Here is a 22,764-nt window from a genome sequence, read left to right on the forward strand (position 1 = left end):
CTGTTTTTACAGCCCCATACTTTTTAAATGATATCTCAATGATGATGATGCGGTTTTTCCAAGTTCGCCGTATCCTCGTCGTAATACACAAAGAAGTAAAGATAAATAGCCCTCGATAAACGCATCAGCCACGGCTGAATAAGTACAAGCAACACGCCGTTTATAGCAAGCCATATAAATATGCTGTTATCTCTCCAGCTGATACCGAAAAACAGCCAGTACCAGATAAGATTAAACACGCTGAAAGCTACTGACAAGGCATAACTCACATAACCTGTTCCAAACCAGAAGCCGGTTTCCAGTTCATACTTCTGCCCACACACCGGACAGTTATCATACATGGCAAAGATTTTCGAGAACTTAAGGTGAAATGGGTTCTGATCTTTGAACATATCTCCTTTCCTGCATCTCGGACATTTCATTGTCAGCATGCTGACAAAATAGTTAGGGCGTTGTGTACTCATGCTGCAAAATTAATCAATTAATGCGAGAGCGCCTTTGGCGCTTGTCTTGATCCAGGATTAAACTGATATTGATTTTTATGTAAATCCCCGAAAGGTAATCATCAAAATCAGTTTAATCCTGGATCAAGACAAGCGCCAAAGGCGCTCTCGTCTACTTTATACAGTTTCTGCTTTCCGCTCCCCGATTTGTTGCCGCCACATGGCGTAATACAGCCCTTTTTCGTCTACCAGGTCCTCATGCTTGCCCACTTCCACTATACGGCCTTTTTCCAGTACATAAATGCGATCAGCATGCATGATAGTACTCAAACGATGTGCAATCATCACCGTTATATGCTGCTTGCTGGCAGTTACCTCCCGCACAGTAGTGGTAATTTCTTCTTCGGTAATGGAATCCAGCGCAGAGGTAGCCTCGTCAAATACCAGTAAACGCGGTTTACGCAACAGCGCCCTGGCAATGGATAAACGTTGCTTTTCACCACCGGAAATCTTAATACCACCTTCACCAATCACGGTTTCAAGCCCTTTATCGGCCCGCGCCAGTAAGGAATAACAAGACGCTTTGTCCAACGCCTCCATCACTTCTGCATCCGTGGCGCCGGGATTTACGAACAATAAGTTTTCTTTGATCGTACCCGCAAACAGCTGCGTATCCTGTGTTACAAAGCCCACCTGGTGACGAAGATCTTCCATATCCACGTCATTGGCATCCACGCCATTGTAGTAAATATGTCCTTCATTAGCTTTGTATAAGCCTACCAGCATCTTTACCAGCGTGGTTTTGCCGGATCCTGAAGGACCTACAAAGGCAATGGTTTCACCTACTTTTACGGAGAAGTTCACCTGGTCCAATGCCTTGGTAGCAGCAGTCAGGTGCTTGAATCCTACCTGCTTAAATTGCAGCTCATTGATGTGGTTTACCTTCACAGGGTTAGCCGGCATTTGTTCTACTGGTGTATTCAGAATACTCTCAAAATTTAGTAACGATACCTGCGCCTCCCGGTAGTTCAGGATAATATTGCCTAACTCTTGCAGGGGACCGAAAATGAAGAAGGAATACAGCTGCAAGGTCATCAGCTGACCAATACTTACGGAATCCCGGTAAATGTAAAATAGCAACAGGAACAAGATGCAGGAGCGCATCAGGTTCACAAAAGTACCCTGTACAAAGCTGATACTGCGGATGCTCCGCACTTTCTTCAACTCCAGCATTAAAATTTTCAGCGTAGTGGAATTTAACCGGCGTATTTCCTGGTTGGTTAATCCCAAACTCTTTACCAGCTCAATGTTACGGAGTGATTCGGTAGTAGATCCGGCCAGTGCTGTCGTTTCTTTTACAATCGTCTTCTGTATCACTTTAATCTTCCGGCTTAATACGCTCATCAGCATAATCAGTAAAACGCATCCTGCCAGGTACACAAAAGGCAGGGTCCAGTGTACCGTGGTGGCGTATACCATCACAAATACCACCCCTATCAGCGATACAAACAACACATTCACAAAAGAAGTGATAAACTTCTCGCAGTCTACCCGTACTTTTTGCAAAATAGCCAGTGTTTCACCGCTACGTTGATCTTCAAACTGCTGATACGGCAGCCGCAGCGAATGCTTCAGTCCATCCTGGTACACCTGGGCGCCAAATTTCTGAACAATAACATTTACAAAATAATCCTGGAATGCCTTGGCAATCCTCGATACCATGGCCACACCTATGGCGGCGCCTACTAATAGCAGTACACCCCATAAATATTGGTTTTCCGGTCTTAAAATAGTCCCCCCTTTCGTAGTTACCTTAGGGTGAGATGCAAACCTGTCAATGATCCATCCGAAAATCATCGGGTCCATCAGCGAGAAAAGCTGGTTAATACTGGCCAAAGCCATTGCTAATACAACCAGCCATTTATATCTCTTTAAATAATGCAGTAGTAGTTTCATATATCCAATTTCCTGAGGTGCAAAGGTACTGCATGTTGCCACATATTGCAGGGAAAAGTAGTCGCTATTTTAGTCAAAAAACGTTAACTTAATAGTAGGTTCTTTCAAAAGCACAGGTGATAAAGGATTATCTAAAAAATCTCCACATATGAAAACGTATGATGAAAAACATATCAAAAACATCGTACTGTTAGGTGCACCCAAAAGCGGCAAAACTACCCTCTCTGAAACCATGTTATTCGAAGCCGGCATCATCAGTAAACGCGGTACTATTGAAGAGAAAAACACCATCTCCGACTATCATGAAATTGAGCATGAACGAGGGAACTCCGTATATGCGACCCTGATGCACACGGAATGGAAAGACTATAAAATCAACATTATAGATACCCCCGGCCTGGAAGACTTCATCGGGGAAGTGATCGCTGCCATCCGGGTATCCGATACCGCCGTGCTGCTGCTGAATGCCCAATATGGGGTGGAAGTAGGTACCGAACTGGTATGGGATTATGTAGATAAATATCGAAAACCAACCATATTAGCCATCAATCAGCTGGACGCCGAGCTGGCCAATTTTAATAAAACCGTGGAAGATGCCGTCCGCGTACTCGGCCACCCGGTTACCGTGATGCAATATCCCGTGAACCAGGGCCCCGGATTCAATGCTATTATCGATCTCCTCAAAATGACCATGTACCGTTTTCCCGAAAATGGCGGAAAACCGGAAAAATTGCCCATTCCTGATAGCGAAAAGGAACGCGCCGACCAGCTCCACAACGAACTCGTGGAAAAAGCCGCCGAAAATGATGATAAACTCATGGAGCTGTATTTCGAAAAAGGCAGCCTGGATGAAGATGAATTGAGAGAAGGTATCAAAATAGGCATGCTCAATCACCAGGTATTTCCCGTATTCTGCCTGTCAGCCAAAAAGAATATGGGAAGCGGCCGCTTGATGGGCTTTATCGATAATGTAGCCCCTTCTGCGGTGGAAATGCCCCCGGAAACCGCTACCAACGGAACAGCCGTTCCCTGTAATGTGGCCGGCCCTACTGCACTGTTTGTATTCAAAACATTACAGGAGCCACATATCGGGCGGTTGACCTATTTTAAAGTAATGTCGGGAGAAGTGAAAGGCGGTATGGAACTCATCAATACACAGGAAAATACAACGGAGCGTATCAGCCAGTTGTTTATTGCCGACGGTAAAAACCGCAACAGCGTAGACCGACTGCAGGCAGGAGACATTGGCTGCACCCTCAAAATGAAGAATACCTTTACCAATCAAACACTCGCGGATAAAAATTTCCCCGGAGAAATTTCCCCCATCGATTTCCCATCTCCCAAAGTAAGGGTAGCCATCGAAGCAAAAAATAAAGCAGATGATGAGAAACTCAGCGAAGTACTCGCCGAAATCCACATGGAAGATCCTACCCTGCAAATTGAATTCAACCGGGAACTCAAACAGGTGATCCTCCACGGACAAGGAGAATTACACCTGCTCGTTACCAAATGGCGGCTCGAAAACATTTATAAAATGCAGATCGCCTACCATACCGCTAAAATTCCTTACCGCGAAACCATACAAAAGCCCGCCCAGGCTTCCTATCGCCATAAAAAACAATCCGGCGGCGCCGGCCAGTTCGGAGAAGTATATATGAAGATAGAACCCTGGTATGAAGGCATGCCCCCTTACAAAGAACATACCGTACGCGATTCCGAAGAAATAGTTCTCAACTGGGGCGGCAAACTCATATTCAACAACTGCATTGTAGGCGGCGCTATCGACAATCGTTTCCTGCCCTCCATCCTCAAAGGGGTGATGGAAAAAATGCAGGAAGGCCCCCTAACAGGATCGTATGTACGCGACATACGCGTTAGCGTATACGACGGCAAAATGCACCCGGTCGATAGCAACGATATTTCTTTCAAAATCGCCGGTATGATGGCTTTCCGCGAAGCGTTCCACCAGGCGGCCCCGCAACTGCTGGAACCGGTATACGATCTGGAAGCCACTGCCCCCGACGTAATGATGGGAGATATTATGAGCGAACTGCAAACACATCGCAGCATTATAACGGGCATGGATACACTAAACGGATACCAGGTTATCAAAGCACGTACACCGCAGGCAGAAATTGATAAGCTTTTCGCCGCACTCCGCAACGTTACACAAGGCAAAGCCAAACTGAAATCCCGGTTTGCGGAATATGCCCCTGTGCCCGCAGAAATGCAGAAGAAATTAAGCGAAAGCTATAAGGAAGACCTGAATATTTAGTTACCCAGCCTTCCCGGGTTCTCCAGGAATGCCTTCAATCCAGTGCCTTTTGGGTGCTTTAATAGGAATATAATTCTGTTTCCAATGAAGCTTGAGCACGTATAGTCGCATTGAAATGTCCGGAAAATTTGCTTATCTTTTTTCTTCACTTCAAATCCGCTGCATCGTGCAAATCCAGAAAGGGCTTATATCGTTAACATACAACACGGAAAACATTCCAGATCTCTACCAATACCCTTTTAACATACCTGCATTAAAAAAATTCTCTTCACTTAAGTTTCATCCGAAGGTGACTTATCTGGTTGGAGAGAATGGAATGGGTAAATCTACATTGATTGAAGCAATTGCGATAGCGTGTGGGTTTAACCCGGAAGGAGGCTCGAAGAACTTTAGATTTTCCACCAGAGAATCTCATTCTTTATTATACAAATACCTAAAGGTAGCCAGGGGCTATGTTAAGCCCAGGGATGGTTATTTTCTACGTAGCGAGAGTTTTTTCAATGTGTCTACCAACATTGAAGATATGGATAAGGAACCGGATGGTGGTCGTAAGATTATTGACTTTTATGGCGGAAAATCGCTGCACGAACAATCGCATGGAGAATCCTTCTGGTCATTAATGACCAAACGTTTCTTTGGTCATGGTTTGTATATCCTGGATGAGCCGGAGGCCGCACTGTCCCCCACCCGGCAGATGGCGATGCTGACCAGGATGCATGAGCTGATCGGTCAGGATTCGCAGTTTGTCATCGCCACACATTCTCCAATTATCATGGCATACCCGGATGCGGTAATATATGAACTGAGGGCTGACGGCATACAACAGACGGAATATTCGGATACTGAAAATTATAGAATATCGCGACAATTTCTGAATGACAGGGAGCAGATGATAAGGATTCTGCTAGGATCTGAATAATAAAACGTTGATTAGTAACAAAAGAGAAACAACGTATTTATTCGTGTATGGATTCACTGGTTTACATGACCTCGAAGCCATTGCTCCCGATAGGATGGCCCCCATACCGGCAGAAATGCAGAAGAAATTAAGCGAAAGCTACAAGGAAGACCTGAATATTTAGTTACCCCAGCCTTCCCTGTCCAGGCTTCTGAACTGTATCGCTTCGGCCATATGCGCCGGCGTTACCTGTTCACTGCCTTCCAGGTCCGCAATAGTGCGGCTCACCTTCAGTATCCGGTCATAAGCCCGCGCTGATAGTTTTAATTTCTGCATCGCCTGTCCCAGCAATTCCAGGCAACGATCACTGACTACACATACCGAGGCGAGTAATTTACTATTCATCTGTGCATTGCAATAAATGTGAGGATAGTCTGTAAATCTGGCCGCTTGTATAGCACGCGCGGCAATAACACGGTCACGGATATACGTACTTTTTTCGGTAGCAGCCCCTGAAGACAAATCCTGGAATTTAACCGGCGTCACTTCTACGTGCAAGTCTATACGATCCAGCAATGGCCCGGATACTTTATTCAGGTAATGTTGTACCTGTCCCGGTGCGCAGGTACATTCCTTCTCCGGATGGTTGAAATAGCCACAGGGACATGGATTCATAGAAGCCATCAGCATAAAGCTGGCCGGGAAATCAATCGCCGTTCTGGCGCGGGAAATAGTGACCTTCCGTTCTTCTACCGGCTGTCGCATTACCTCCAGTACTTTGCGCTTAAACTCGGGTAGCTCATCCAGGAATAATACCCCATTATGTGCCAGTGAAATTTCTCCGGGTTGTGGAATACTGCCGCCGCCTACCAACGCAGCATCACTGATGGTGTGGTGAGGAGAGCGAAAAGGACGGTGTACAATTAGCGAAGCATGCGCTGGCAGCTTGCCCGCCACAGAATGTATTTTAGTGGTTTCCAGTGCTTCCTGCAACGTAAGCGGCGGCAGAATGGTAGACAAACGCTTGGCTAACATGGTTTTTCCTGCACCCGGTGGCCCAATAAGAATGGCATTATGTCCGCCTGCTGCGGCTATTTCCAACGCCCGTTTTATCTGGTGTTGTCCTTTCACATCGCAGAAATCTACTTCAAACTGATCCTGCGTCTTGTAAAAAACATCTTGAGACGGAGGTGTGGGGGATAACGTGTCGGGATCATTTAAAAATTGAATCGCTTCCGAAATATGTGAAATGCCATACACTTTTAATCCATCTACCATAGCGGCTTCCCGGGCGTTTTGTTTGGGGAGTATACAGCCACGGAAGCCGTCTTGCTGCGCCTGCATAGCCATGGGTAAAGCGCCTTTAATGGGCAGTATGGTTCCATCGAGCGAGAGCTCTCCCATCATCAGCCAGTGTTCCAGGTGAGTAGCCGGTATTTGCCCGGATGCCGCCATAATACCGGCAGCGATAGGTAAATCGTAAGCCGCGCCAGCTTTGCGGATATCTGCCGGCGCCATATTGACCACCGTCCGGGTTCTGGGCATACGGAATCCCATACACTGAATCGTAGACTCAATACGTCGTTCACTCTCTTTCACGGAATTATCCGGTAAGCCTACTATGAATAATCTGTTTCCCTGGGAAGATACATTCACCTCTATGGTAATGGTGATGGCATTTACGCCCTGTATAGCGCTGCCGTAGGTTTTAACAATCATGTTTTGGATATGGGTTAACGATACGAAGATATCTTAAAAAGCTGAAAGCATAAAGCAGAAAGCAAAAAGCTATTGTAGCGAGTGATATACGCGGCAATAGCTTTTTGCTTTCTGCTTTATGCTTTCAGCTCCTCATGATATTTCTTTCAGCAAATCCAGCACCTTTTCCCGTTTCAGAATCAGGTAACCAATTTTTTCTTTGGCAATACCATCTTTCAACAAATAGGTGAAACGCAGATCATCATCTATCACGGTAGATTCAAAATACTTGAATTGAATACGCGGCTCTCCACGTAGTTCTTCTGCTATCTCATAGAGGTGAGTAGAGAGTATAAAGAGGCAGTTGGTGCTTTGCAATAATCCCCGGATAACCGCCAGGGAACAGTTTCTGGCGTCTTCAATATTGGTGCCTTTAAACATTTCATCAATCAGTACCAGCCAGTTTTTACCATTGTTGATTTGCAGGATGGTATTCTTGATACGTAATACTTCACTATAAAAATAGCTTTCACCTTTGAAGATATTATCCTGCACTTGTATGTTACTGAAGATACCATGGAAGAAACTCAGCTCCATACTTTTGGCAGGTACGCCCATGCCGATATGTGCCAGAAAAGTGGCTACCCCAACGGCTTTGATGAAGGTAGTTTTACCCGCCATGTTGGCGCCGGTAAGGAACATAAAATGGGTGGTTTCATCCAGCGTTACATCATAAGCAACGGGTTCCGGCAGGATGATATGATAAAGTTGATGGGCTTTTATAACAGGTCTGGTACTATCAGAAAAAGTGGGAAACACCAGGCTGTAATGCTTAATCGCCTTCGCCATGGCATAATATGCATCCAGTTGCTGGTAAAGGGTTACGAGCTCAATGATGACTTTTGTATGTCTTTTACGGATGTAATTATCATAGCGGAGAATTTCAATGTAGTTCAGTTTCCCTTCTTCATCTGCTTTCAGGATATCATAAAAATCTTTCTTGGTAAGCAGGTGTTGCGCCCGGTCCAGTAAGGATTTCAGTACTTTAGGAGTTGTATCTGAATTAAATGCATTGATAAAAGAACGGAAGCCTTTCAACAAGTTGACCAGCTGGGTGAAAGAGAATTTAATATACCCAAAATCCGGTGCATACAATGTTTTGTTGATAACGGCCTGGATGTATAAGGCTATGCCTTCGGTATTGGAGATAGGTTCTATCTGGGCTTCCATATAGTTTTCCACAACTACCACCGTACCATTGGAGATAATGGAAGGCCAGTTGTCTTCCCGCTCCAGGATATACTGTAATGCCTGTTGACGCTGTTGGATTTTTGGAATATCTTCCAGTGGATTACTGAACAATTGCCGCAAAAATTCACGGCCGCCGGAGGTAGTGGTAAAGTCAAGGCGGTGAAATAGGGAATACTCTTCGTCGCGATTAAAGATAGACAGGTCGTAGTAGGATGTTTTGTCCAGTTGCATGCAGCATCTTTTTGGTGAATATATGGTGGAAGATGCAAGGATAAATAAATTCCATAAGAATAGGAAGGAACGCGGATTATTTTGGTAAATGCAGCCACTGGGGCTGCATTTACCAAAATCAGGTGTTAACGGCTAAAAGCTAACCGTTGTCCCCGTGTATTTTCATTGAAAACGCCGTTTTCGTAAGCCAGGTGGCCGCTTACAAAGGTATGAGTGATGGCCGCCGGGAAAGTATGACCTTCAAACGGGCTCCAGCCACATTTATATTGAATATTGTCTTTGTTTACGTTGGTTTGGCCTTGCAGATCTACGATAACGCAGTCGGCAAAGTATCCTTCTCTCAAAAATCCTCTTTCCTTTATCTGGAAACAGATAGCAGGAGCATGGCTCATTTTCTCCACTACTTTTTCGAGGGTAATATCACCTTTACGGGCATGCTCCAGCATCAGCAACAGGCTGTGTTGTACCAGTGGTACGCCTGATGGGGCCTGTAGGTAAGGTAATTGTTTTTCTTCCCAGGTATGTGGGGCATGATCTGTAGCAATGATATCCAGCCTGTCGTCCAGGAGGCCCTGCCACAGCGCGGTTTTGTTTTCCGGTGCTTTAATAGCCGGATTGCATTTGATGAGATTGCCGTATTGTGCATAATCATCTGCGGTGAAGTGGAGATGGTGTACACATACTTCTGCAGTGATACGCTTTTCTGCCAGTGGCAGCATATTGCTGAACAATTGCAGTTCGCGGGCAGTGGAGATGTGCAAAATATGCAAACGGGCATTGTGCTTTTGTGCAAACTGTATGGCCACCAGCGACGATTCAAAACAGGCATCCACATTGCGTATCAGCGGATGGTCAGCGGCGGTGAGATGGTCGCCTTTCTCCCGTTGAAATGCTTCCATATTGGCGCGGATAATCTTCTCATCCTCACAATGGGTGGCAATCAGTAATTCGCTGTTGGAAAAAACGGCTTCCAGGGTGAGATAGTTATCTACCAGCATGTTACCGGTAGAGGATCCCATGAATATTTTTACGCCGCAAACGCTTTCTTTTTTTGCGTTTGTTTTCAGGATTTCCTCCACATTGTCATTGGCAGCTCCCATGAAAAAGGAGTAGTTAGCCAGTGAATGCTGTTGCGCAATGGTGTATTTATCTTCCAGTAATTCCTGCGTAAGTGCGGCGGGTTTGGTATTGGGCATTTCCATGAAACTGGTGGTGCCTCCGGCTACTGCCGCGCGTGCTTCTGTATAAATCGTAGCTTTCTGTGTAAGGCCAGGCTCGCGAAAATGTACCTGGTCGTCTATAACGCCGGGGAGCAAGTGTTTCCCTTCTCCGTTAATTTCCGTGTATTGGCCGTTGACAGTGATATGTGGCGCTATTTTTTCAATGCGGCCGTTTTTGATCCATACATCCTGTACCGTGGTGTGGCCTTCATTAACCACGGCTATATTCCTGATGAGGTAATTTTGCATGCCGCAAAAATAAGAATTACGAATTACAAATTACGAATTACGGATTTGGGAGTAGATCGTAAACGCGAATATTACCTTCGCTTATATCTTCTCACAAATCCGTAATTCGTAATTTGTAATTCGTAATTCTTATTTATCCTTCCAGGTGAATGGAAAATACGATCATGCGGGATTGTAGCTTGTCAATTACATTGGAGTACCGCAGGTTAGGATCTTTTACGTGTACGTTGCCAAAACCATTACTGATTTTGAATTCAGGGGAGAAAATAAAGCTCTCAAAGTAAAACTCAAAACCGGCGCCTAGTTCATAGCCATAGTCACTTTTCCGGATCTTTACCAGGTCGTCAGCACGGCGTAAACGGGCATTGGAGGCCAGATCGTAGTCGTATTTAAGGCCAGCAATGGTATACACCCGCATATTGCCGATACGGTCCGATTTGAACTTGATCTGTACGGGAAAGCTCAGTAAAATAGATTCTATCTTTTTCTCCGTATCCTGTGGTTTAGGATAGGTATCGCGGTAATACAGGTTTTTGGAAGCAAAAATGAGCTGCGGATTAAAACGCAGGTCAAAGTGCTCAGTCAGCCTGGCATTTGCCAGTAAGCCGAGGTTGAACCCCATGGTTTTCAATGGCTCCGCTACCATAATGGAATCAGTGGCCAGGAAGGCGGGAGAATGTTCGAGTTTAAAATAGGACTGGTTGGCAGCCAGCGTAATGCCAAAGTAATAGGGTTTTGCATCATGTTCAAGCATATTCATATTGGTTTGCGCCCTTGCAGGAAGCATACCAATCAATAAAATGAATATCAGCGCGTAGCGCAATAGATGGAACATATGCCGAATGTTAGCGTTTTGCATGTAACGGCCTGGAAACGGGTGTTAGTTAAAATAGTTCGCATTGCTTCACCCTGCGGAAACGCTTTCACAGATTCTGGCAGATAACTGTAAGCCGCCTGGCTTTTCGCTATCCATTTCCCGAGCAGCGGTGTAATATAACGAAAATACAGATTATATAATTGTTTAATGGGGAAAACAGTAGGGTTGGAAAATTCAAGGATTACCAGTTTGCCGCCTGGCTTTAACACACGATACATGTCAGATAACCCCTTTTCCAGGTTTTCAAAGTTACGTACTCCAAAAGCCACTGTTATGGCATCAAACGTCTGGTCCGGAAAACTTATTGTCTCGCTATCGCCGGATTGGAGGGTAATTTTGTCCGCTAAACCCAGTTTTTCGATCTTTTCCCGTCCATGACTTAGCATTCCTTCAGAAATATCAATGCCCACAATTTTATCCGGGTGCAAGGTCTTTTCCGCCATAATCGCAAAATCGCCCGTGCCGGTAGCTACGTCCAGCATGAGTTTGGGCTGAATCGACTTCAAATACCCCAGCGCTTTTTTACGCCAGATAATGTCGATTCCAAGCGACATAAAATGGTTAAGAAAGTCATAGCGATGAGCAATATCATCAAACATGGTCGCTATCTGCTCCTTCTTGCTTAATTTTGACCCTTCAAAGGGAACGATCTTCTGAACATTTACATTTTCTGACATAGTCCGCAAAGTTAAAGAAATGTAGGTTGTAAATACGGAGATCCGGGTTTTTTAATGGAACAAAGCAAATATCACTATGGTAATTAAGTCAGCAGAATACCTTGTCAGTAGTCCGGATTGGGAAAAGTGCCCCAGTCCTATATGGCCGGAATATGCATTTATAGGCCGTTCTAACGTAGGTAAGTCTTCGTTGATCAATATATTGGCAAACAATGAAAAATTGGCCAAAACTTCCGGTACACCCGGTAAAACACAAATGATTAATCATTTTGCCATGAACAAAGCCTGGTACCTGGTAGATTTACCCGGGTATGGTTTTGCTAAAAGAAGCTTGTCGCAACGCCGCCAGTGGGAGCAAATGATTGAAAACTACCTCCGTAAACGCACAAACCTGGTGAGTGTGTTTGTTTTGATCGACAGCCGCCACCAGCCACAGAAAATAGATATCGACTTCGTAAATCAGCTGGGCGAATGGAATATTCCCTTCAGCCTCGTGTTTACCAAAGCCGATAAAAGCACCCAGGCAGAAGTGAGCAAAAATGTAAAAGCTTTCCTGAATAAAATGAAGGAAACCTGGCAGTTCCTGCCGGCTAATTTCGTGACCTCTACAGTGAAGAAAAGTGGCAGAGATGCCATCCTGAATTATATCGACGAATTGAATGCACAGTTCAGAGCCATCGCCTGATCCATCGCTGCTAAAAATAAAAGGCCTGCATACCGTAGTGTGCAGGCCTTTCTTATTTATGCTGAAACCTATAATGTTTTTTTATAAATCAGCTCCAATGCATCGGGGTCAGGACTATTCAAATGAAGCAAGCCATCTTTTATGTGGATGATGTATACTTCCCGGTTACCAATTTTTAACTGCCAGTCCTTGTTATCATTGCCGCCTACCAGTTCTACACGATAGGTATCAGCATTGAGCTGTAAATCGTCTGCCAGCAATTTATAAGTGCCACCCTGGAAGATAGCAGTTTGTTTACTGGTGACAGGAGTGCCTTGTCCGCTGAGGCCGCCGGTAGTGGCAATTAAAGTCCATTTACCCTCCAACTGTGAGGCAGGTGTATTCCCCTCTTTTTCGCAGGCTGTCAGCAGTAGTAATACTGCCAACAGGTATCTATTTTTCATTCGCAATACGTTAAGGCAATAACTTATATTCGGTAATAACTTTATTGATGTTTTGTATAAAACCATCCATATAAGTCGAGGTTCCTGTGTAATAGGCATCTATACGGAAATCGACAGTTTCAGTTGATGAAACATAACTAAATGTCTGGTAAACATCGTCAGATATTCCGTTGTTACTGTAGTTGCCTTTCTTGGGATCTGCTTTGATAGCTGCCTGGGGGAAGCTGCTGAGGTATTGTTTTAGTTTGCCATGGATGTCGGCCGGTAAGGCAACAATATTACGGTGTCCTCCGGAATACGTAATAGTATAACTGCCAGCTTCCATAATCTGTAGTGTTTTAGTCGGCGGATTAGGCGCTGTATAGCCACCACCAAAGCTAATAATGAGTGCATCCCCCTGAGGAATAACAACTTCTTCGTTCTTATGCTTGCAGGAAAAGAGTATAAAAGTGCCTAATAGCATTGCTGCTACCAATGATTTTGGTGATTTCATAATAATAAGCGTCTTTGTAATGTTAAGCGCAGAAGCAGAAGGAAAGTTACAATCCGGGTAAAGTTTGTAACGCTAGATAAGGAGGGAGAAAAAGCCACGTGACGTGATCACACGTCAGGAAAATATCTGAGAGAGGTACAAAAAACAGGGCGCCTTAATTCACTACTTTATTGGCGCAGCTGCTGCTGGCAAAGGCTTCTGGTTTGGCTTTGAAGGCAAAGCCCATACCGAGAATATAACCCATTGCTTCGCGCAATGCCAGGTTACTTTTGAATTGAGGATTGGTGTTGATGTCTGCGTGTACTTCCATGTCTACATCATACTCAGTAAACAAGTCGCACAGCTCATACGCAATCTCAATGCTCTTCGCTACTTCTACAAGCATACGCTCTTTCACAGAGTAGCGGTCTTTGGTTTTTTCGTTGTGGATAAACATAAATCCGCCATGACCTTCCCGGAGGAAAACAATCACGGTAGCGAATTCAGTATCCAGTCCTTTTACCTGGGAGTCAGTGCCAATGCATACTTTCAAACGAAAGCCCCTGGCGGTTTCCCGGACAATGGCCTGCCGTACTTCTTCCTTAACCGGAAGGTGGATGACCTCTCCATTAAATCTTCTCCATTGCATAAAATGTATATTAAAGGGTGAACATGCAAATTGGGTAATGCTATAATGCCTGCCTGTTGAAGTAATGCCATGCGTTGGATGGGGGTAACAATATGGGATGCTTCCATTGGGGGATAACAGCAATATGTACGAATATACGAAAAAGCTGTTAGCAAACACTAACAGCCTAATATTAAAAAAACGAGAAGAAATTTAGAAAAGAGAAATGGCTAAAACTGGCCGGTGCTCAGCAATACCAGTGTACAAGCTTCTACCGGCTGAATATTATTTTGCTTTGCAATAGTTTCCAGCTCCTCATTTTCTGCACCCGGATTAAAAATAATGCGACGTGGATGCAGCTGTAAAATATAGTCGTAGTAAGCTTTCTGGGCTACCGGGTTGAGGTACATCGTTACGGTATCTACCTGCTCCAGCGGTGGATGTTCTGTGATTACCGGGATATCGCCAATATTAGCTGGCCGGCTGCCAATAGCCACTACCGGATGTCCTTTGGCCGTAAGCCTGTTCACCGCCATGTTACTATATCTTTCAGGATTGGGCGAAGCACCCAGCACTACCGTGAGTTTTTTATCGTTGTTGGTTTCCATACCACTAATTTACGGAATTCAAAACAGTTGGTAAGCATGCCGCGGCAGATGCGCCAGGATATCGCCAAACGCAGGCTTTAACAAGGGAAAGTTAAACCGGAAGCCTGCCTGCAATGCCCTGGTTGGAATCACCCACCTGCTTTTTAACAACAGCTCCGTTTCAGTGCCAATTAGCGCGGCACCTAATTTTAACAGGGGAACAGGCGCTGGTAATCCGAAGGGTTGCCCACTCGCTTCCCGTAGTGATTGCATAAAAACTTTATTGGTAACCGGGTTCGGTGCGGTGCAGTTGAAGGTGCCGCTGAGGGCTTCATTTTCGTATAGCCATGCTATCATCCTGCACACATCGGTAATATGTATCCAGGTAAACATTTGTTTGCCGCTGCCCTGGCGCCCGCCCAGCCCAAATTTCACGAGATTCAGATAAGGCTGCATTACGCCGCCCGGCTCCCAGCCAATGGTAACGCCTATACGTAGTATTATTTTTCGTGTATGCGGCAGGGTAATATCATTAAAGGTTTGTTCCCATTGTTTGCATACCTGTACGGAGAAATCATTCTCCATTTCTCCATTACATTCATCCATAGCACGGTCTGTTGCATGGCGATAAATAGTAGCGCTACCGGCATTGATCCATACCGCAGGTGGGTGCTGTAACGTGCGTATAGCGGCGCCTAGGGCGGTAGTGGCCTGCAGCCGGCTGTCCAGTATGGCTTGTTTGTTTGAGGCGGTATAACGGCAGTTAACGCTTTTTCCTGTGAGATTGATGAGCAAGTCGGCATTTTCCAGCGCATCGCTCCAGGCGCCATGGCTTTTACCATCCCAGGCTACATAGCTAATACGGCCGGTAGCAGCGCGGGGACTACGGGTAAGGATAATGATATCGTTGTCGTTGCCGAAATAAGCGGCCAGGCTTCTGCCTATAAATCCGGTTCCGGCGGCTATCACAATGCGTTTATTCTTCATGGGTATCAATGGTTTCAACGGTTTCATAAAAGGTAAGCAGCGCGTAAAAGCCCACCAACGGAAACATCCCGTAAAACAAAAGCAGCACACCAAGTAGCGCAAAGCCCGCCTGTACAATGCTTAATACGACGAGAATAGTGCTGCATATGAGTACTGGAAGCAACATCCAGTGATATATCTTCCGGAAAATGGAAATAGGGAATTGCAGGTGAATAATGCAACTAAAAAGCTGGTAGGTGAAAAGGAGAATAAATGGGGCGGCATGCGCCATCGTATCAATAATAAAGATAACCAGCAGCCAAAAAGACTGGATACTAACATCTGCTATCAGTAGTATTTTTTCTTTTATTTTTCATATTTCAGAATTTTCAGAAAAAAATGAAATATTGGGACAAAAAAAATTATTTGATGAGTTTCAGCAAGCTGCTATAAAACCAGCTTTCTTCTGATTTTATGAACGCACCAATCGTTCTATCCGTCTGTTGGGCAAACTTGGTGATATTAGCGATAGAATCTTTAAACGCTTTCATTTCTTTGTCTTTCGGATCGCCTTCAGCCTGCTGCAGTTGTAACAGCACTTTCATAATCGGATCTAACTCGCGTTTCTTTCTTTCACGAGCAATATAGGTAGCTACTTTCCAGATATCTTTTTCTGCCACAAAAAACTCCTTTCTTTCGCCCGGAATGAGGATACGCTCCACCAGGCCCCAGTTAATCAATTCCCGCACGTTCATATTGGTATTTCCCCGGGAAATATTCAGTTCCTCCATGATATCATCTGCCGACAAAGGATCCGGCATTACCAGCAACAACGCGTGAATTTGCGCCATCGTACGGTTAATGCCCCACTGAGCGCCCAAAGATCCCCAGGTTTGAATAAACTGTGCTTTTGCTTCCACTAAGTTCATGTAGGTTGTAATTTATATAGCGTTGACAATTTACAAAGTCAAATGTATATCAGGTTTTTGAACTTTCAAAATATAATGAAACATTTTTACCGGGGAATGACGGGAACGGGCACAAAAAAGGCGGAGTGTATTACACTCCGCCTTTTGTATAGCTATTCATTAGTTTATACCAGCATGGTTACCGGATTTTCGAGGAATCCTTTCAGGGTAGCCAGGAAACGGGCACCTACAGCTCCATCCACGCTTCTGTGGTCGCAGCTCAGGGTGAGTTTCATAATGTTGGCTATTTTCACCTGACCTTTTTCCACGATAGCGGTTTCAGTGATATTACCTACTGCCAGGATCGCTGAATCCGGCGGGTTGATAATAGCCGTAAATTCATCGATACCGAGCATACCCAGGTTGGAGATGCTGAAGGTATTACCGCTGAATTCCTGTGGTTGCAGTTTCTTGTTTTTAGCTTTGTCGTACAGGCCTTTTGCATCAGCAGCAATCTGGCTCAGTGTTTTCTGGTCAGCAAAGCGGATCACCGGTACAATCAAGCCTTCTTCAATAGCTACTGCGGAACCAATGTGTACATGTTGATTCTGACGGATGAAATCACCCATCCAGCTGCTATTTACTGCAGGATGCTGACGCAGTGCCATTGCAGAAGCTTTGATCACCATGTCATTGAAGGAAATTTTCACCGGAGAAATTTCGTTAATCGCTTTACGCGCTTCTATGGCTTTATCCATATTCACATCTATCTTCAGGTAGAAGTGAGGAGCGGTAAATTTGCTTTCGCTGAGACGTCTGGCAATTACCTTGCGCATTTGCGTCAGCGGAATATCGGTAAATCCTTCCTGTCCGGCTGCTACAAAGGCAGGAGCTGCAGGAGCAGCGCTACCGGCGCTTTGTTGAGCAGGAGCCGCTGTTTTAGCAGCAGGAACGAAATTATCCACATCTTTCTTGATAACACGGCCACCATCACCAGAACCAGGAATCTGGCTAATGTCAATGCCTTTTTCTTCTGCCACTTTCTTAGCCAGCGGAGATGCTTTAACACGACCATCAGTAGTACCAGTAGCTACGGCAGCAGGAGCGGCAGTAGCAGCAGGAGTTGTACCATTTTGGGAAGGAGCAGCTGCAGTTGGCGCAGGCGCACCGTTTTCAGCAGCCAGGATGGCGTCTACACTGGTACCCGCTTTACCAACAATGGCAATAATACCATTTACTTTGGCAGCATCACCTTCTTTCACGCCTATATATAATAAAGTACCGTCGGCATAACCCATTACTTCCATGGTCGCTTTGTCCGTTTCCACTTCCGCCAGTACATCATCATTTTTAACTACATCGCCTACTTTTTTATTCCAGGCAACTATTTTACCTTCTGTCATGGTATCGCTCAGGAGCGGCATACGGATAACAGTGGCATTTTTCAATGCTTCTTTCAAAGCAGCATCATCCACCGGTGCAGCAGTTGCAGCAGGAGCAGCCTGTGGTGCAGGCGCAGCGGCAGCTGGAGCAGCAGCAGGTGCAGTTGCAGCCCCTTTATCTTCCAGTAAAGAAGTATAATCTTCTCCCGGTTTACCTACAATGGCAATAATTCCGTTTACTTTAGCCGCTTTTCCTTTCTCTACACCAATGTACAGCAGGGTTCCTTCTGCGTAACCCATCACTTCCATGGTTGCTTTATCCGTTTCCACTTCAGCTATAACATCGTCTGCCTTTACTGTATCGCCCACCTTTTTATGCCATTCCGCAATCACCCCTTCCGTCATCGTATCACTCAAAAGGGGCATTCTGATAACTTCTGCCATAGTGTTTTATTCAAAATTTTGCTCAAACCTACATGTTTTTGCGCAAAAACGCAAAGAAGGAATTGTAAACTGTTTAAAAATGTCTATCTATCGTTAATATTTAATTAGGGTAGCAGGAACTAGAAGTCCAGCTCCATATTAAGTCTGTCTTTCAGCTCTTTAACCAGGGGGTATTTCTCCGCCATTTGCTGGAATTGTTCCCTGCTCGATAACGGAGCCGGGCCAATATCCTGCGTTTGCTGGCTTTCATCCAGCTGCAGCGTTAGCACGATGGCCGGGTTGTTAAACTTCTTTTTCAGGAATTCGGCAATGATCAGTTTCTCTTCTTCCATAAACCGGAACTGCACAATATTGCGACTTACAATCCCTACTTCAGTAGTGCCCAGCAGCTTTAGCTGTGCCAGCTGTAAGTTACTCACCACCGTCATTTTATTGGCCTGCCGGTACAGATCGATAAATTCTTCCCAGTACACATGAATAGCTCCCTGGGTAATTGGAATCACCTGGACCTGCGTGGTACCCTGTTGTTTCGCTGCCATGGCTTCTTTCATGGCTGCCAGCCCGGTGAGTTTACTGGCTGGCATAGCGGACGCTACCGTGCTGTTGGCGGCCGGTGCAGTGGTGGCAGGCGCCGGTGTAACAGCTGGTGTTGCCGGGATGCTGGCAGGTGGCGCCGCCACCGGAGCCGTTTGTACGGGCGCTGCCTGAACAGGACGCGGAGGCACTGGTGCTGCTACAGGTGTTCCCATAGTGGCCGCATTGCCGGCTGGTACTGTTGCGCCACTATCTACCGTTAAACGGGCAGTTGGCGCAGCAGCTATACTTTCAGTGGTAGCTGGCTTATCTGTAATTGTTTTGGCGGTTACCGGCTGGGCGGCAGGAGCCCGCAGCTTCTGTGGTACCGAACCATCAGGTACTAATTTTTTTTTTGACACCTCTCCGGTGCTGTCATCACTGACCAGGGTAACGGCTTGCTGGAGGTAGCACAATTTAATCAGCGCCATTTCCACATGTAAGCGCTTATTGCGCGCCATGCGGTAATTGATCTCGGTTTCATTGAGCAGGTGCAGCGCGGTAATCAGGTAAGCAGGACTGATTTGACCGGATAATTGCTTGTAGCGGTCTTTCAGGTTACCAGATACTTCCACCAGGTGTAACGCCTTTTCTTCTTTACACAATAAGAGGTTGCGCAGAAACTCCGCCCATCCGTTCAGGAAGTTATCTCCTTCAAATCCTTTCTGTAAAATTTCGTCAAACAGGAGCAGGGCATTGGCAATGTCCTGTTGTAATACACAACCCATTACCCGGAAAAAATAATCGTAATCCAGGATGTTCAGGTGTTCCAGCGTATTTTGATAGGTAAGATGCCCGCTGGTAAAGCTGACGATCTTGTCCAGGGTGCTCAGGGAGTCGCGCATACAACCATCGGTTTTCTGCGCTACCAGGTGCAGGGCATCTGCTTCCGCCTGAATATGTTCTTTGGTACAAATTTCCTGTAAGTGGTCTACCGTATCCTGTATGGTAATACGTTTGAAATCGAAAATCTGGCAACGACTCAGGATAGTAGGTAAAATCTTATGTTTTTCCGTAGTAGCCAGGATGAAGATCGCATAAGAAGGTGGCTCTTCCAGGGTTTTCAGAAATGCATTAAAGGCCGAGGAACTGAGCATGTGTACCTCGTCTATAATATAGATCTTATATTTTCCTGCCTGCGGCGCAAAACGAACCTGTTCAACCAGGGTCCGGATGTCATCTACCGAATTGTTGGAGGCGGCATCCAGTTCATGAATGTTAAACGAACTGCCTTCATTGAAGGATTTACAGGAGTGACATTCATTACAGGCTTCTCCATCCGGCTGCAGATTTTCGCAGTTAATGGTTTTAGCCAGGATACGCGCACAGGTAGTTTTCCCTACTCCGCGAGGTCCGCAAAAGAGGAAGGCATGTGCCAGCTGGTTATTGCGGATGGCATTTTTAAGAGTGGTGGTAATATGTGCTTGTCCTACAACAGTTGAAAAGTTCTGTGGACGGTATTTACGGGCTGAAACGATAAAATTCTCCATATGACTGCTACGCTTTCGCGAGCGTCGAAAATACGCACAAATTCAGTAAGAGAAAAATGCGCAGCAGGATCGGCGCTGACACCGGGTTTTACGCTCCCGTGTGTGCCGTTAAAATAAATTCCAGGTAGCCTTTTTTTAATAATATGATCCCATTATTGTAATGCTCCATCATCAAAGAACTGATTTCGTGCAGCTCCTGTATAGCCACGTAATTAGGGATCATGTCGTCCATAAAGTTGCAGTCCTGTTGCCGGAATTGTTGCAGTTTTTGATGAAGGTCTTCCGGAAAGACGCTATAGAGCGGTGAATTGCAGATGTTTTCTGCCATCATACGGAAACTCCAGCATTCCGCAGATAATTCGTCAAAAAGGGTGGGCATGTGTTCTAACCCCTCATCACTGGTGTTAAATAGTAAGCTCACACAATGTATGATACGTATAACCTGGTCATTCAGCTGGTGGCCGGTTTGCTGGTATTCCAGCAACTGCTCGTATTCCTGTTTCAACCGGGCAGCGATGGCCGGGTCTTTCAGGAAGGCTACGGTGTAGTGGTACCTGAAAGCAGTTTCATCATGTCGCAGTAACCATTCCTGCTCTTCCTCCACGCTGGCAGACAGCATCCTGGCCAGTTGCCGGGCCCGGGGAGCACTGTATTTTTGTCCGTCAAATTCAAAATAACGGGTCTGAAACTGCCCGCTGCTGATGGCCTGCAGGGTTTCTGCATCCTGGCGATCCCGGTAAAACGCCCGCAGCCTGCCAATGATGTCCGGATGGTATATCTCCCGGAGACTATAATTTTTCATTTCTTCCGGAGATAGCAACCGGGTATATGCTGCCGTCATTTCATTGAATGGCCGGTTGTCATAGTAATCGTTGAATACACGCGGATATTCATATAGCCGGTGACGTTGGGATAACTCCCCGATATAAGCCGCCGGACTCATTTCTGTGAAAGGGCCTGTAACAGCAGGAACGGTACAGTGATACACCAGCGCTGTCATTCGCTGCTGCAATTGCTCCGGTTCATTAAACAGTACCCAGGCACTGTTATCTGGCATCCGGCAGGATACATTGGCCTGTAGGAAGTGCGCTTCCCGGTCTTCCCGTGTTAAATGAGCCGTCCACTGCTCCCGCAGCTGTACGCGGCTTTTTAGGAAAGTTTGAAAGTAATGATCCGTAATAACGGGTAGCTCTGCGTTGTCCAGCGACAAATGATTTTGTGCGGCATAATAATGAATGAGCGCACGTTGTACGCTGAAAATATTGGAAAACCGGACCGTTTTTTCTGCCAGTTCCGGTAGTTTATGAAAGCAATGATCCAGGCAGTAACCGCCCATCTCTACGCGGCGTAAGCTGCTAACAGCGGTGGTGGTACTGGTAAGCCCTACTGCTACGGTATCGGTATAAAATTCCATTTCCCGGCTCAGGGAGAGGTACTGCTGATTAATCAGGATATATATTTTTCTCAATACCCACTGCATAAAATTCAGGATCCGGGTAGTGATGTGCGCAAAGAAACTTAACAGGCTACCTCCGTTGCTCCAGCGGATTTCCATTTCGGTCCACCGGTCATTTTCATAAAGCATGTTATACAGTACTTTATTTAACGAGTAGATATAACTGCCCAATTTCATGCTTCGCCGGGAAAAATGAGTGAATTCATGTGCCAGCAGCATTTTAAATTCACTGATGTTCACGCTGTTAATAAGCCCTAATCCGATCTCCAGGTTTTTACGGGCAGGGAGGAATAAGCCTAAAAAGCTGGAATTATAAAAAATAGTGGTATTCATGTCCGGCACCACAAATACTTTATTCGGAAAACGCATCCGCGTTTCTTTCACTAACCGGGTAATGAAATCAAATAAATCAGGATGATTGTCAGCAAAAATCTGTGTGCGATACGGGTTAACAGTGGGACGTTTACTGAAAAGAAATTTGATGAGAAAAAACAAAACCATCCCTCCCAGTAACACAAGACTAAGTCCCGTGACGCCGGAAATCCAGGTAGGATACGTGCGGAATAGTATGATTCCTCCTGAGATACACGCCACTGCCAGGGCAACGGCGGTAACTAATAATACCACGTAGAGAACAAAGAACAAGACAACGCAGCTGATGGCTTTTATTATCTGTTGCCTGAATAATAACGTGGGTTGAATGAGTGCCAGATCCGCATTTTCCGGACACCCAGGGTATAAGTTGGTCATAACACAAACTCTGGTTAGATACGTTCGTAACTGCCAAAAGGGATTTAAATGTATGTAATATTCATAAACTTCTCCGCTATCAGCGTAGAATCAGATATTCATATGGGTTGTGATGTTCTACTACCGATTTGGCTTTGAGCGCATTGGTTTGATATATATTTTTTGTAATAATGTATTTGGCTGCCGGAGTATGGATTAAGAGGGA

Annotated in this window: 21 protein-coding genes; 4 read left to right on the forward strand and 17 right to left on the reverse strand. The window is 45.5% G+C overall.

What is annotated here, in order from left to right; all coding sequences use genetic code 11:
• Nucleotides 1-35 precede the first annotated feature (35 nt).
• Nucleotides 36-464, reverse strand: a complete 429-nt coding sequence (locus AC5ZC7_RS00910) for a DUF983 domain-containing protein (protein WP_496160033.1) — start codon at nucleotides 462-464, stop codon at nucleotides 36-38.
• Nucleotides 465-620: 156 nt separating this feature from the next.
• On the reverse strand, nucleotides 621-2,399 hold the full coding sequence (locus AC5ZC7_RS00915) for an ATP-binding cassette domain-containing protein (protein WP_496160032.1): 1,779 nt from the start codon (nucleotides 2,397-2,399) through the stop codon (nucleotides 621-623).
• Between the two features lie 148 nt (nucleotides 2,400-2,547).
• Here AC5ZC7_RS00915 and fusA2 point away from each other — a divergent pair, with 148 nt between their 5' ends.
• From fusA2 to AC5ZC7_RS00930, 3 genes are all read left to right on the forward strand, one after another.
• Nucleotides 2,548-4,674, forward strand: coding sequence for an elongation factor G2 (gene fusA2, locus AC5ZC7_RS00920; RefSeq protein WP_496160031.1), 2,127 nt, complete (start codon nucleotides 2,548-2,550; stop codon nucleotides 4,672-4,674).
• Nucleotides 4,675-4,789: 115 nt separating this feature from the next.
• The gene (locus AC5ZC7_RS00925) at nucleotides 4,790-5,593 is read left to right on the forward strand and encodes an AAA family ATPase (protein ID WP_496160030.1); all 804 of its coding nucleotides are present in this window, start codon (nucleotides 4,790-4,792) and stop codon (nucleotides 5,591-5,593) included.
• 7 nt (nucleotides 5,594-5,600) lie between these two features.
• Complete coding sequence (locus tag AC5ZC7_RS00930) at nucleotides 5,601-5,756, forward strand: hypothetical protein (protein WP_496160029.1); 156 nt, start codon at nucleotides 5,601-5,603, stop codon at nucleotides 5,754-5,756.
• On the opposite strand, the gene AC5ZC7_RS00935 is transcribed toward AC5ZC7_RS00930, so the two are convergent.
• The 5 genes from AC5ZC7_RS00935 to ubiE all read right to left on the reverse strand — a co-directional run bounded on the left by AC5ZC7_RS00935 (nucleotide 5,753) and on the right by ubiE (nucleotide 11,775).
• Nucleotides 5,753-7,291, reverse strand: a complete 1,539-nt coding sequence (locus AC5ZC7_RS00935) for a YifB family Mg chelatase-like AAA ATPase (RefSeq protein ID WP_496160028.1) — start codon at nucleotides 7,289-7,291, stop codon at nucleotides 5,753-5,755. The genes AC5ZC7_RS00930 and AC5ZC7_RS00935 overlap by 4 nt on opposite strands.
• A 132-nt stretch (nucleotides 7,292-7,423) precedes the next feature.
• Entirely contained in the window at nucleotides 7,424-8,752 is a 1,329-nt protein-coding gene (locus tag AC5ZC7_RS00940) for a MutS-related protein (RefSeq protein ID WP_496160027.1), read from the reverse strand.
• Between the two features lie 125 nt (nucleotides 8,753-8,877).
• On the reverse strand, nucleotides 8,878-10,221 hold the full coding sequence (locus AC5ZC7_RS00945; protein ID WP_496160026.1) for a dihydroorotase: 1,344 nt from the start codon (nucleotides 10,219-10,221) through the stop codon (nucleotides 8,878-8,880).
• Nucleotides 10,222-10,354: 133 nt separating this feature from the next.
• The gene (porT, locus tag AC5ZC7_RS00950) at nucleotides 10,355-11,056 is read right to left on the reverse strand and encodes a type IX secretion/gliding motility protein PorT/SprT (RefSeq protein ID WP_496160025.1); all 702 of its coding nucleotides are present in this window, start codon (nucleotides 11,054-11,056) and stop codon (nucleotides 10,355-10,357) included.
• Entirely contained in the window at nucleotides 11,029-11,775 is a 747-nt protein-coding gene (gene ubiE, locus AC5ZC7_RS00955) for a bifunctional demethylmenaquinone methyltransferase/2-methoxy-6-polyprenyl-1,4-benzoquinol methylase UbiE (RefSeq protein ID WP_496160024.1), read from the reverse strand. Before ubiE ends, porT begins: the two co-directional genes overlap by 28 nt.
• 76 nt (nucleotides 11,776-11,851) lie before the next feature.
• Here ubiE and yihA point away from each other — a divergent pair, with 76 nt between their 5' ends.
• Nucleotides 11,852-12,460: a ribosome biogenesis GTP-binding protein YihA/YsxC gene (yihA, locus tag AC5ZC7_RS00960; protein WP_496160023.1), complete on the forward strand. Its 609-nt coding sequence runs from the start codon at nucleotides 11,852-11,854 to the stop codon at nucleotides 12,458-12,460.
• Nucleotides 12,461-12,528: 68 nt separating this feature from the next.
• On the opposite strand, the gene AC5ZC7_RS00965 is transcribed toward yihA, so the two are convergent.
• The 10 genes from AC5ZC7_RS00965 to AC5ZC7_RS01010 all read right to left on the reverse strand — a co-directional run bounded on the left by AC5ZC7_RS00965 (nucleotide 12,529) and on the right by AC5ZC7_RS01010 (nucleotide 22,559).
• Complete coding sequence (locus AC5ZC7_RS00965; RefSeq protein WP_496160022.1) at nucleotides 12,529-12,903, reverse strand: hypothetical protein; 375 nt, start codon at nucleotides 12,901-12,903, stop codon at nucleotides 12,529-12,531.
• A 10-nt stretch (nucleotides 12,904-12,913) separates the two neighbouring features.
• Nucleotides 12,914-13,396 (reverse strand): hypothetical protein, encoded by a 483-nt coding sequence (locus AC5ZC7_RS00970; RefSeq protein WP_496160021.1) that lies wholly within the window; start codon nucleotides 13,394-13,396, stop codon nucleotides 12,914-12,916.
• A 154-nt stretch (nucleotides 13,397-13,550) separates the two neighbouring features.
• Nucleotides 13,551-14,024, reverse strand: coding sequence for a ribonuclease H-like YkuK family protein (locus AC5ZC7_RS00975; protein ID WP_291922597.1), 474 nt, complete (start codon nucleotides 14,022-14,024; stop codon nucleotides 13,551-13,553).
• A 209-nt stretch (nucleotides 14,025-14,233) separates the two neighbouring features.
• The gene (locus AC5ZC7_RS00980) at nucleotides 14,234-14,611 is read right to left on the reverse strand and encodes a CoA-binding protein (protein WP_496160020.1); all 378 of its coding nucleotides are present in this window, start codon (nucleotides 14,609-14,611) and stop codon (nucleotides 14,234-14,236) included.
• An 18-nt stretch (nucleotides 14,612-14,629) separates the two neighbouring features.
• Nucleotides 14,630-15,577: a TIGR01777 family oxidoreductase gene (locus AC5ZC7_RS00985; RefSeq protein ID WP_496160019.1), complete on the reverse strand. Its 948-nt coding sequence runs from the start codon at nucleotides 15,575-15,577 to the stop codon at nucleotides 14,630-14,632.
• Nucleotides 15,567-15,848 (reverse strand): hypothetical protein, encoded by a 282-nt coding sequence (locus AC5ZC7_RS00990; protein WP_496160018.1) that lies wholly within the window; start codon nucleotides 15,846-15,848, stop codon nucleotides 15,567-15,569. Before AC5ZC7_RS00990 ends, AC5ZC7_RS00985 begins: the two co-directional genes overlap by 11 nt.
• Nucleotides 15,849-15,978: 130 nt before the next feature.
• Entirely contained in the window at nucleotides 15,979-16,485 is a 507-nt protein-coding gene (locus AC5ZC7_RS00995; protein WP_291922605.1) for a GbsR/MarR family transcriptional regulator, read from the reverse strand.
• Between the two features lie 164 nt (nucleotides 16,486-16,649).
• Nucleotides 16,650-18,290 (reverse strand): pyruvate dehydrogenase complex dihydrolipoamide acetyltransferase, encoded by a 1,641-nt coding sequence (locus AC5ZC7_RS01000; protein ID WP_496160017.1) that lies wholly within the window; start codon nucleotides 18,288-18,290, stop codon nucleotides 16,650-16,652.
• A gap of 119 nt (nucleotides 18,291-18,409) precedes the next feature.
• Nucleotides 18,410-20,353, reverse strand: a complete 1,944-nt coding sequence (locus AC5ZC7_RS01005; RefSeq protein WP_496160016.1) for a DNA polymerase III subunit gamma/tau — start codon at nucleotides 20,351-20,353, stop codon at nucleotides 18,410-18,412.
• Between the two features lie 88 nt (nucleotides 20,354-20,441).
• Nucleotides 20,442-22,559 (reverse strand): M48 family metalloprotease, encoded by a 2,118-nt coding sequence (locus AC5ZC7_RS01010; protein WP_496160015.1) that lies wholly within the window; start codon nucleotides 22,557-22,559, stop codon nucleotides 20,442-20,444.
• Nucleotides 22,560-22,764: the final 205 nt, after the last annotated feature.

It is taken from the genome of Chitinophaga sp. 9-1-y, from assembly GCF_059511905.2.

What these genes read in the sequence shown, in the direction of transcription:
- ubiE (WP_496160024.1), bottom strand. Translation starts at nt 11,775, where the DNA reads ATGTCAGAAAATGTAAATGTTCAGAAGATCGTTCCCTTTGAAGGGTCA.
- AC5ZC7_RS00975 (WP_291922597.1), bottom strand. Translation starts at nt 14,024, where the DNA reads ATGCAATGGAGAAGATTTAATGGAGAGGTCATCCACCTTCCGGTTAAG.
- AC5ZC7_RS01005 (WP_496160016.1), bottom strand. Translation starts at nt 20,353, where the DNA reads ATGGAGAATTTTATCGTTTCAGCCCGTAAATACCGTCCACAGAACTTT.
- AC5ZC7_RS00945 (WP_496160026.1), bottom strand. Translation starts at nt 10,221, where the DNA reads ATGCAAAATTACCTCATCAGGAATATAGCCGTGGTTAATGAAGGCCAC.
- AC5ZC7_RS00970 (WP_496160021.1), bottom strand. Translation starts at nt 13,396, where the DNA reads ATGAAATCACCAAAATCATTGGTAGCAGCAATGCTATTAGGCACTTTT.
- AC5ZC7_RS00980 (WP_496160020.1), bottom strand. Translation starts at nt 14,611, where the DNA reads ATGGAAACCAACAACGATAAAAAACTCACGGTAGTGCTGGGTGCTTCG.
- AC5ZC7_RS00990 (WP_496160018.1), bottom strand. Translation starts at nt 15,848, where the DNA reads ATGGCGCATGCCGCCCCATTTATTCTCCTTTTCACCTACCAGCTTTTT.
- AC5ZC7_RS00935 (WP_496160028.1), bottom strand. Translation starts at nt 7,291, where the DNA reads ATGATTGTTAAAACCTACGGCAGCGCTATACAGGGCGTAAATGCCATC.
- porT (WP_496160025.1), bottom strand. Translation starts at nt 11,056, where the DNA reads ATGTTCCATCTATTGCGCTACGCGCTGATATTCATTTTATTGATTGGT.
- AC5ZC7_RS00940 (WP_496160027.1), bottom strand. Translation starts at nt 8,752, where the DNA reads ATGCAACTGGACAAAACATCCTACTACGACCTGTCTATCTTTAATCGC.
- AC5ZC7_RS00965 (WP_496160022.1), bottom strand. Translation starts at nt 12,903, where the DNA reads ATGAAAAATAGATACCTGTTGGCAGTATTACTACTGCTGACAGCCTGC.
- AC5ZC7_RS00915 (WP_496160032.1), bottom strand. Translation starts at nt 2,399, where the DNA reads ATGAAACTACTACTGCATTATTTAAAGAGATATAAATGGCTGGTTGTA.
- AC5ZC7_RS00925 (WP_496160030.1), top strand. Translation starts at nt 4,790, where the DNA reads ATGTCCGGAAAATTTGCTTATCTTTTTTCTTCACTTCAAATCCGCTGC.
- AC5ZC7_RS00985 (WP_496160019.1), bottom strand. Translation starts at nt 15,577, where the DNA reads ATGAAGAATAAACGCATTGTGATAGCCGCCGGAACCGGATTTATAGGC.
- fusA2 (WP_496160031.1), top strand. Translation starts at nt 2,548, where the DNA reads ATGAAAACGTATGATGAAAAACATATCAAAAACATCGTACTGTTAGGT.
- AC5ZC7_RS01010 (WP_496160015.1), bottom strand. Translation starts at nt 22,559, where the DNA reads ATGACCAACTTATACCCTGGGTGTCCGGAAAATGCGGATCTGGCACTC.
- yihA (WP_496160023.1), top strand. Translation starts at nt 11,852, where the DNA reads ATGGTAATTAAGTCAGCAGAATACCTTGTCAGTAGTCCGGATTGGGAA.
- AC5ZC7_RS01000 (WP_496160017.1), bottom strand. Translation starts at nt 18,290, where the DNA reads ATGGCAGAAGTTATCAGAATGCCCCTTTTGAGTGATACGATGACGGAA.
- AC5ZC7_RS00910 (WP_496160033.1), bottom strand. Translation starts at nt 464, where the DNA reads ATGAGTACACAACGCCCTAACTATTTTGTCAGCATGCTGACAATGAAA.
- AC5ZC7_RS00995 (WP_291922605.1), bottom strand. Translation starts at nt 16,485, where the DNA reads ATGAACTTAGTGGAAGCAAAAGCACAGTTTATTCAAACCTGGGGATCT.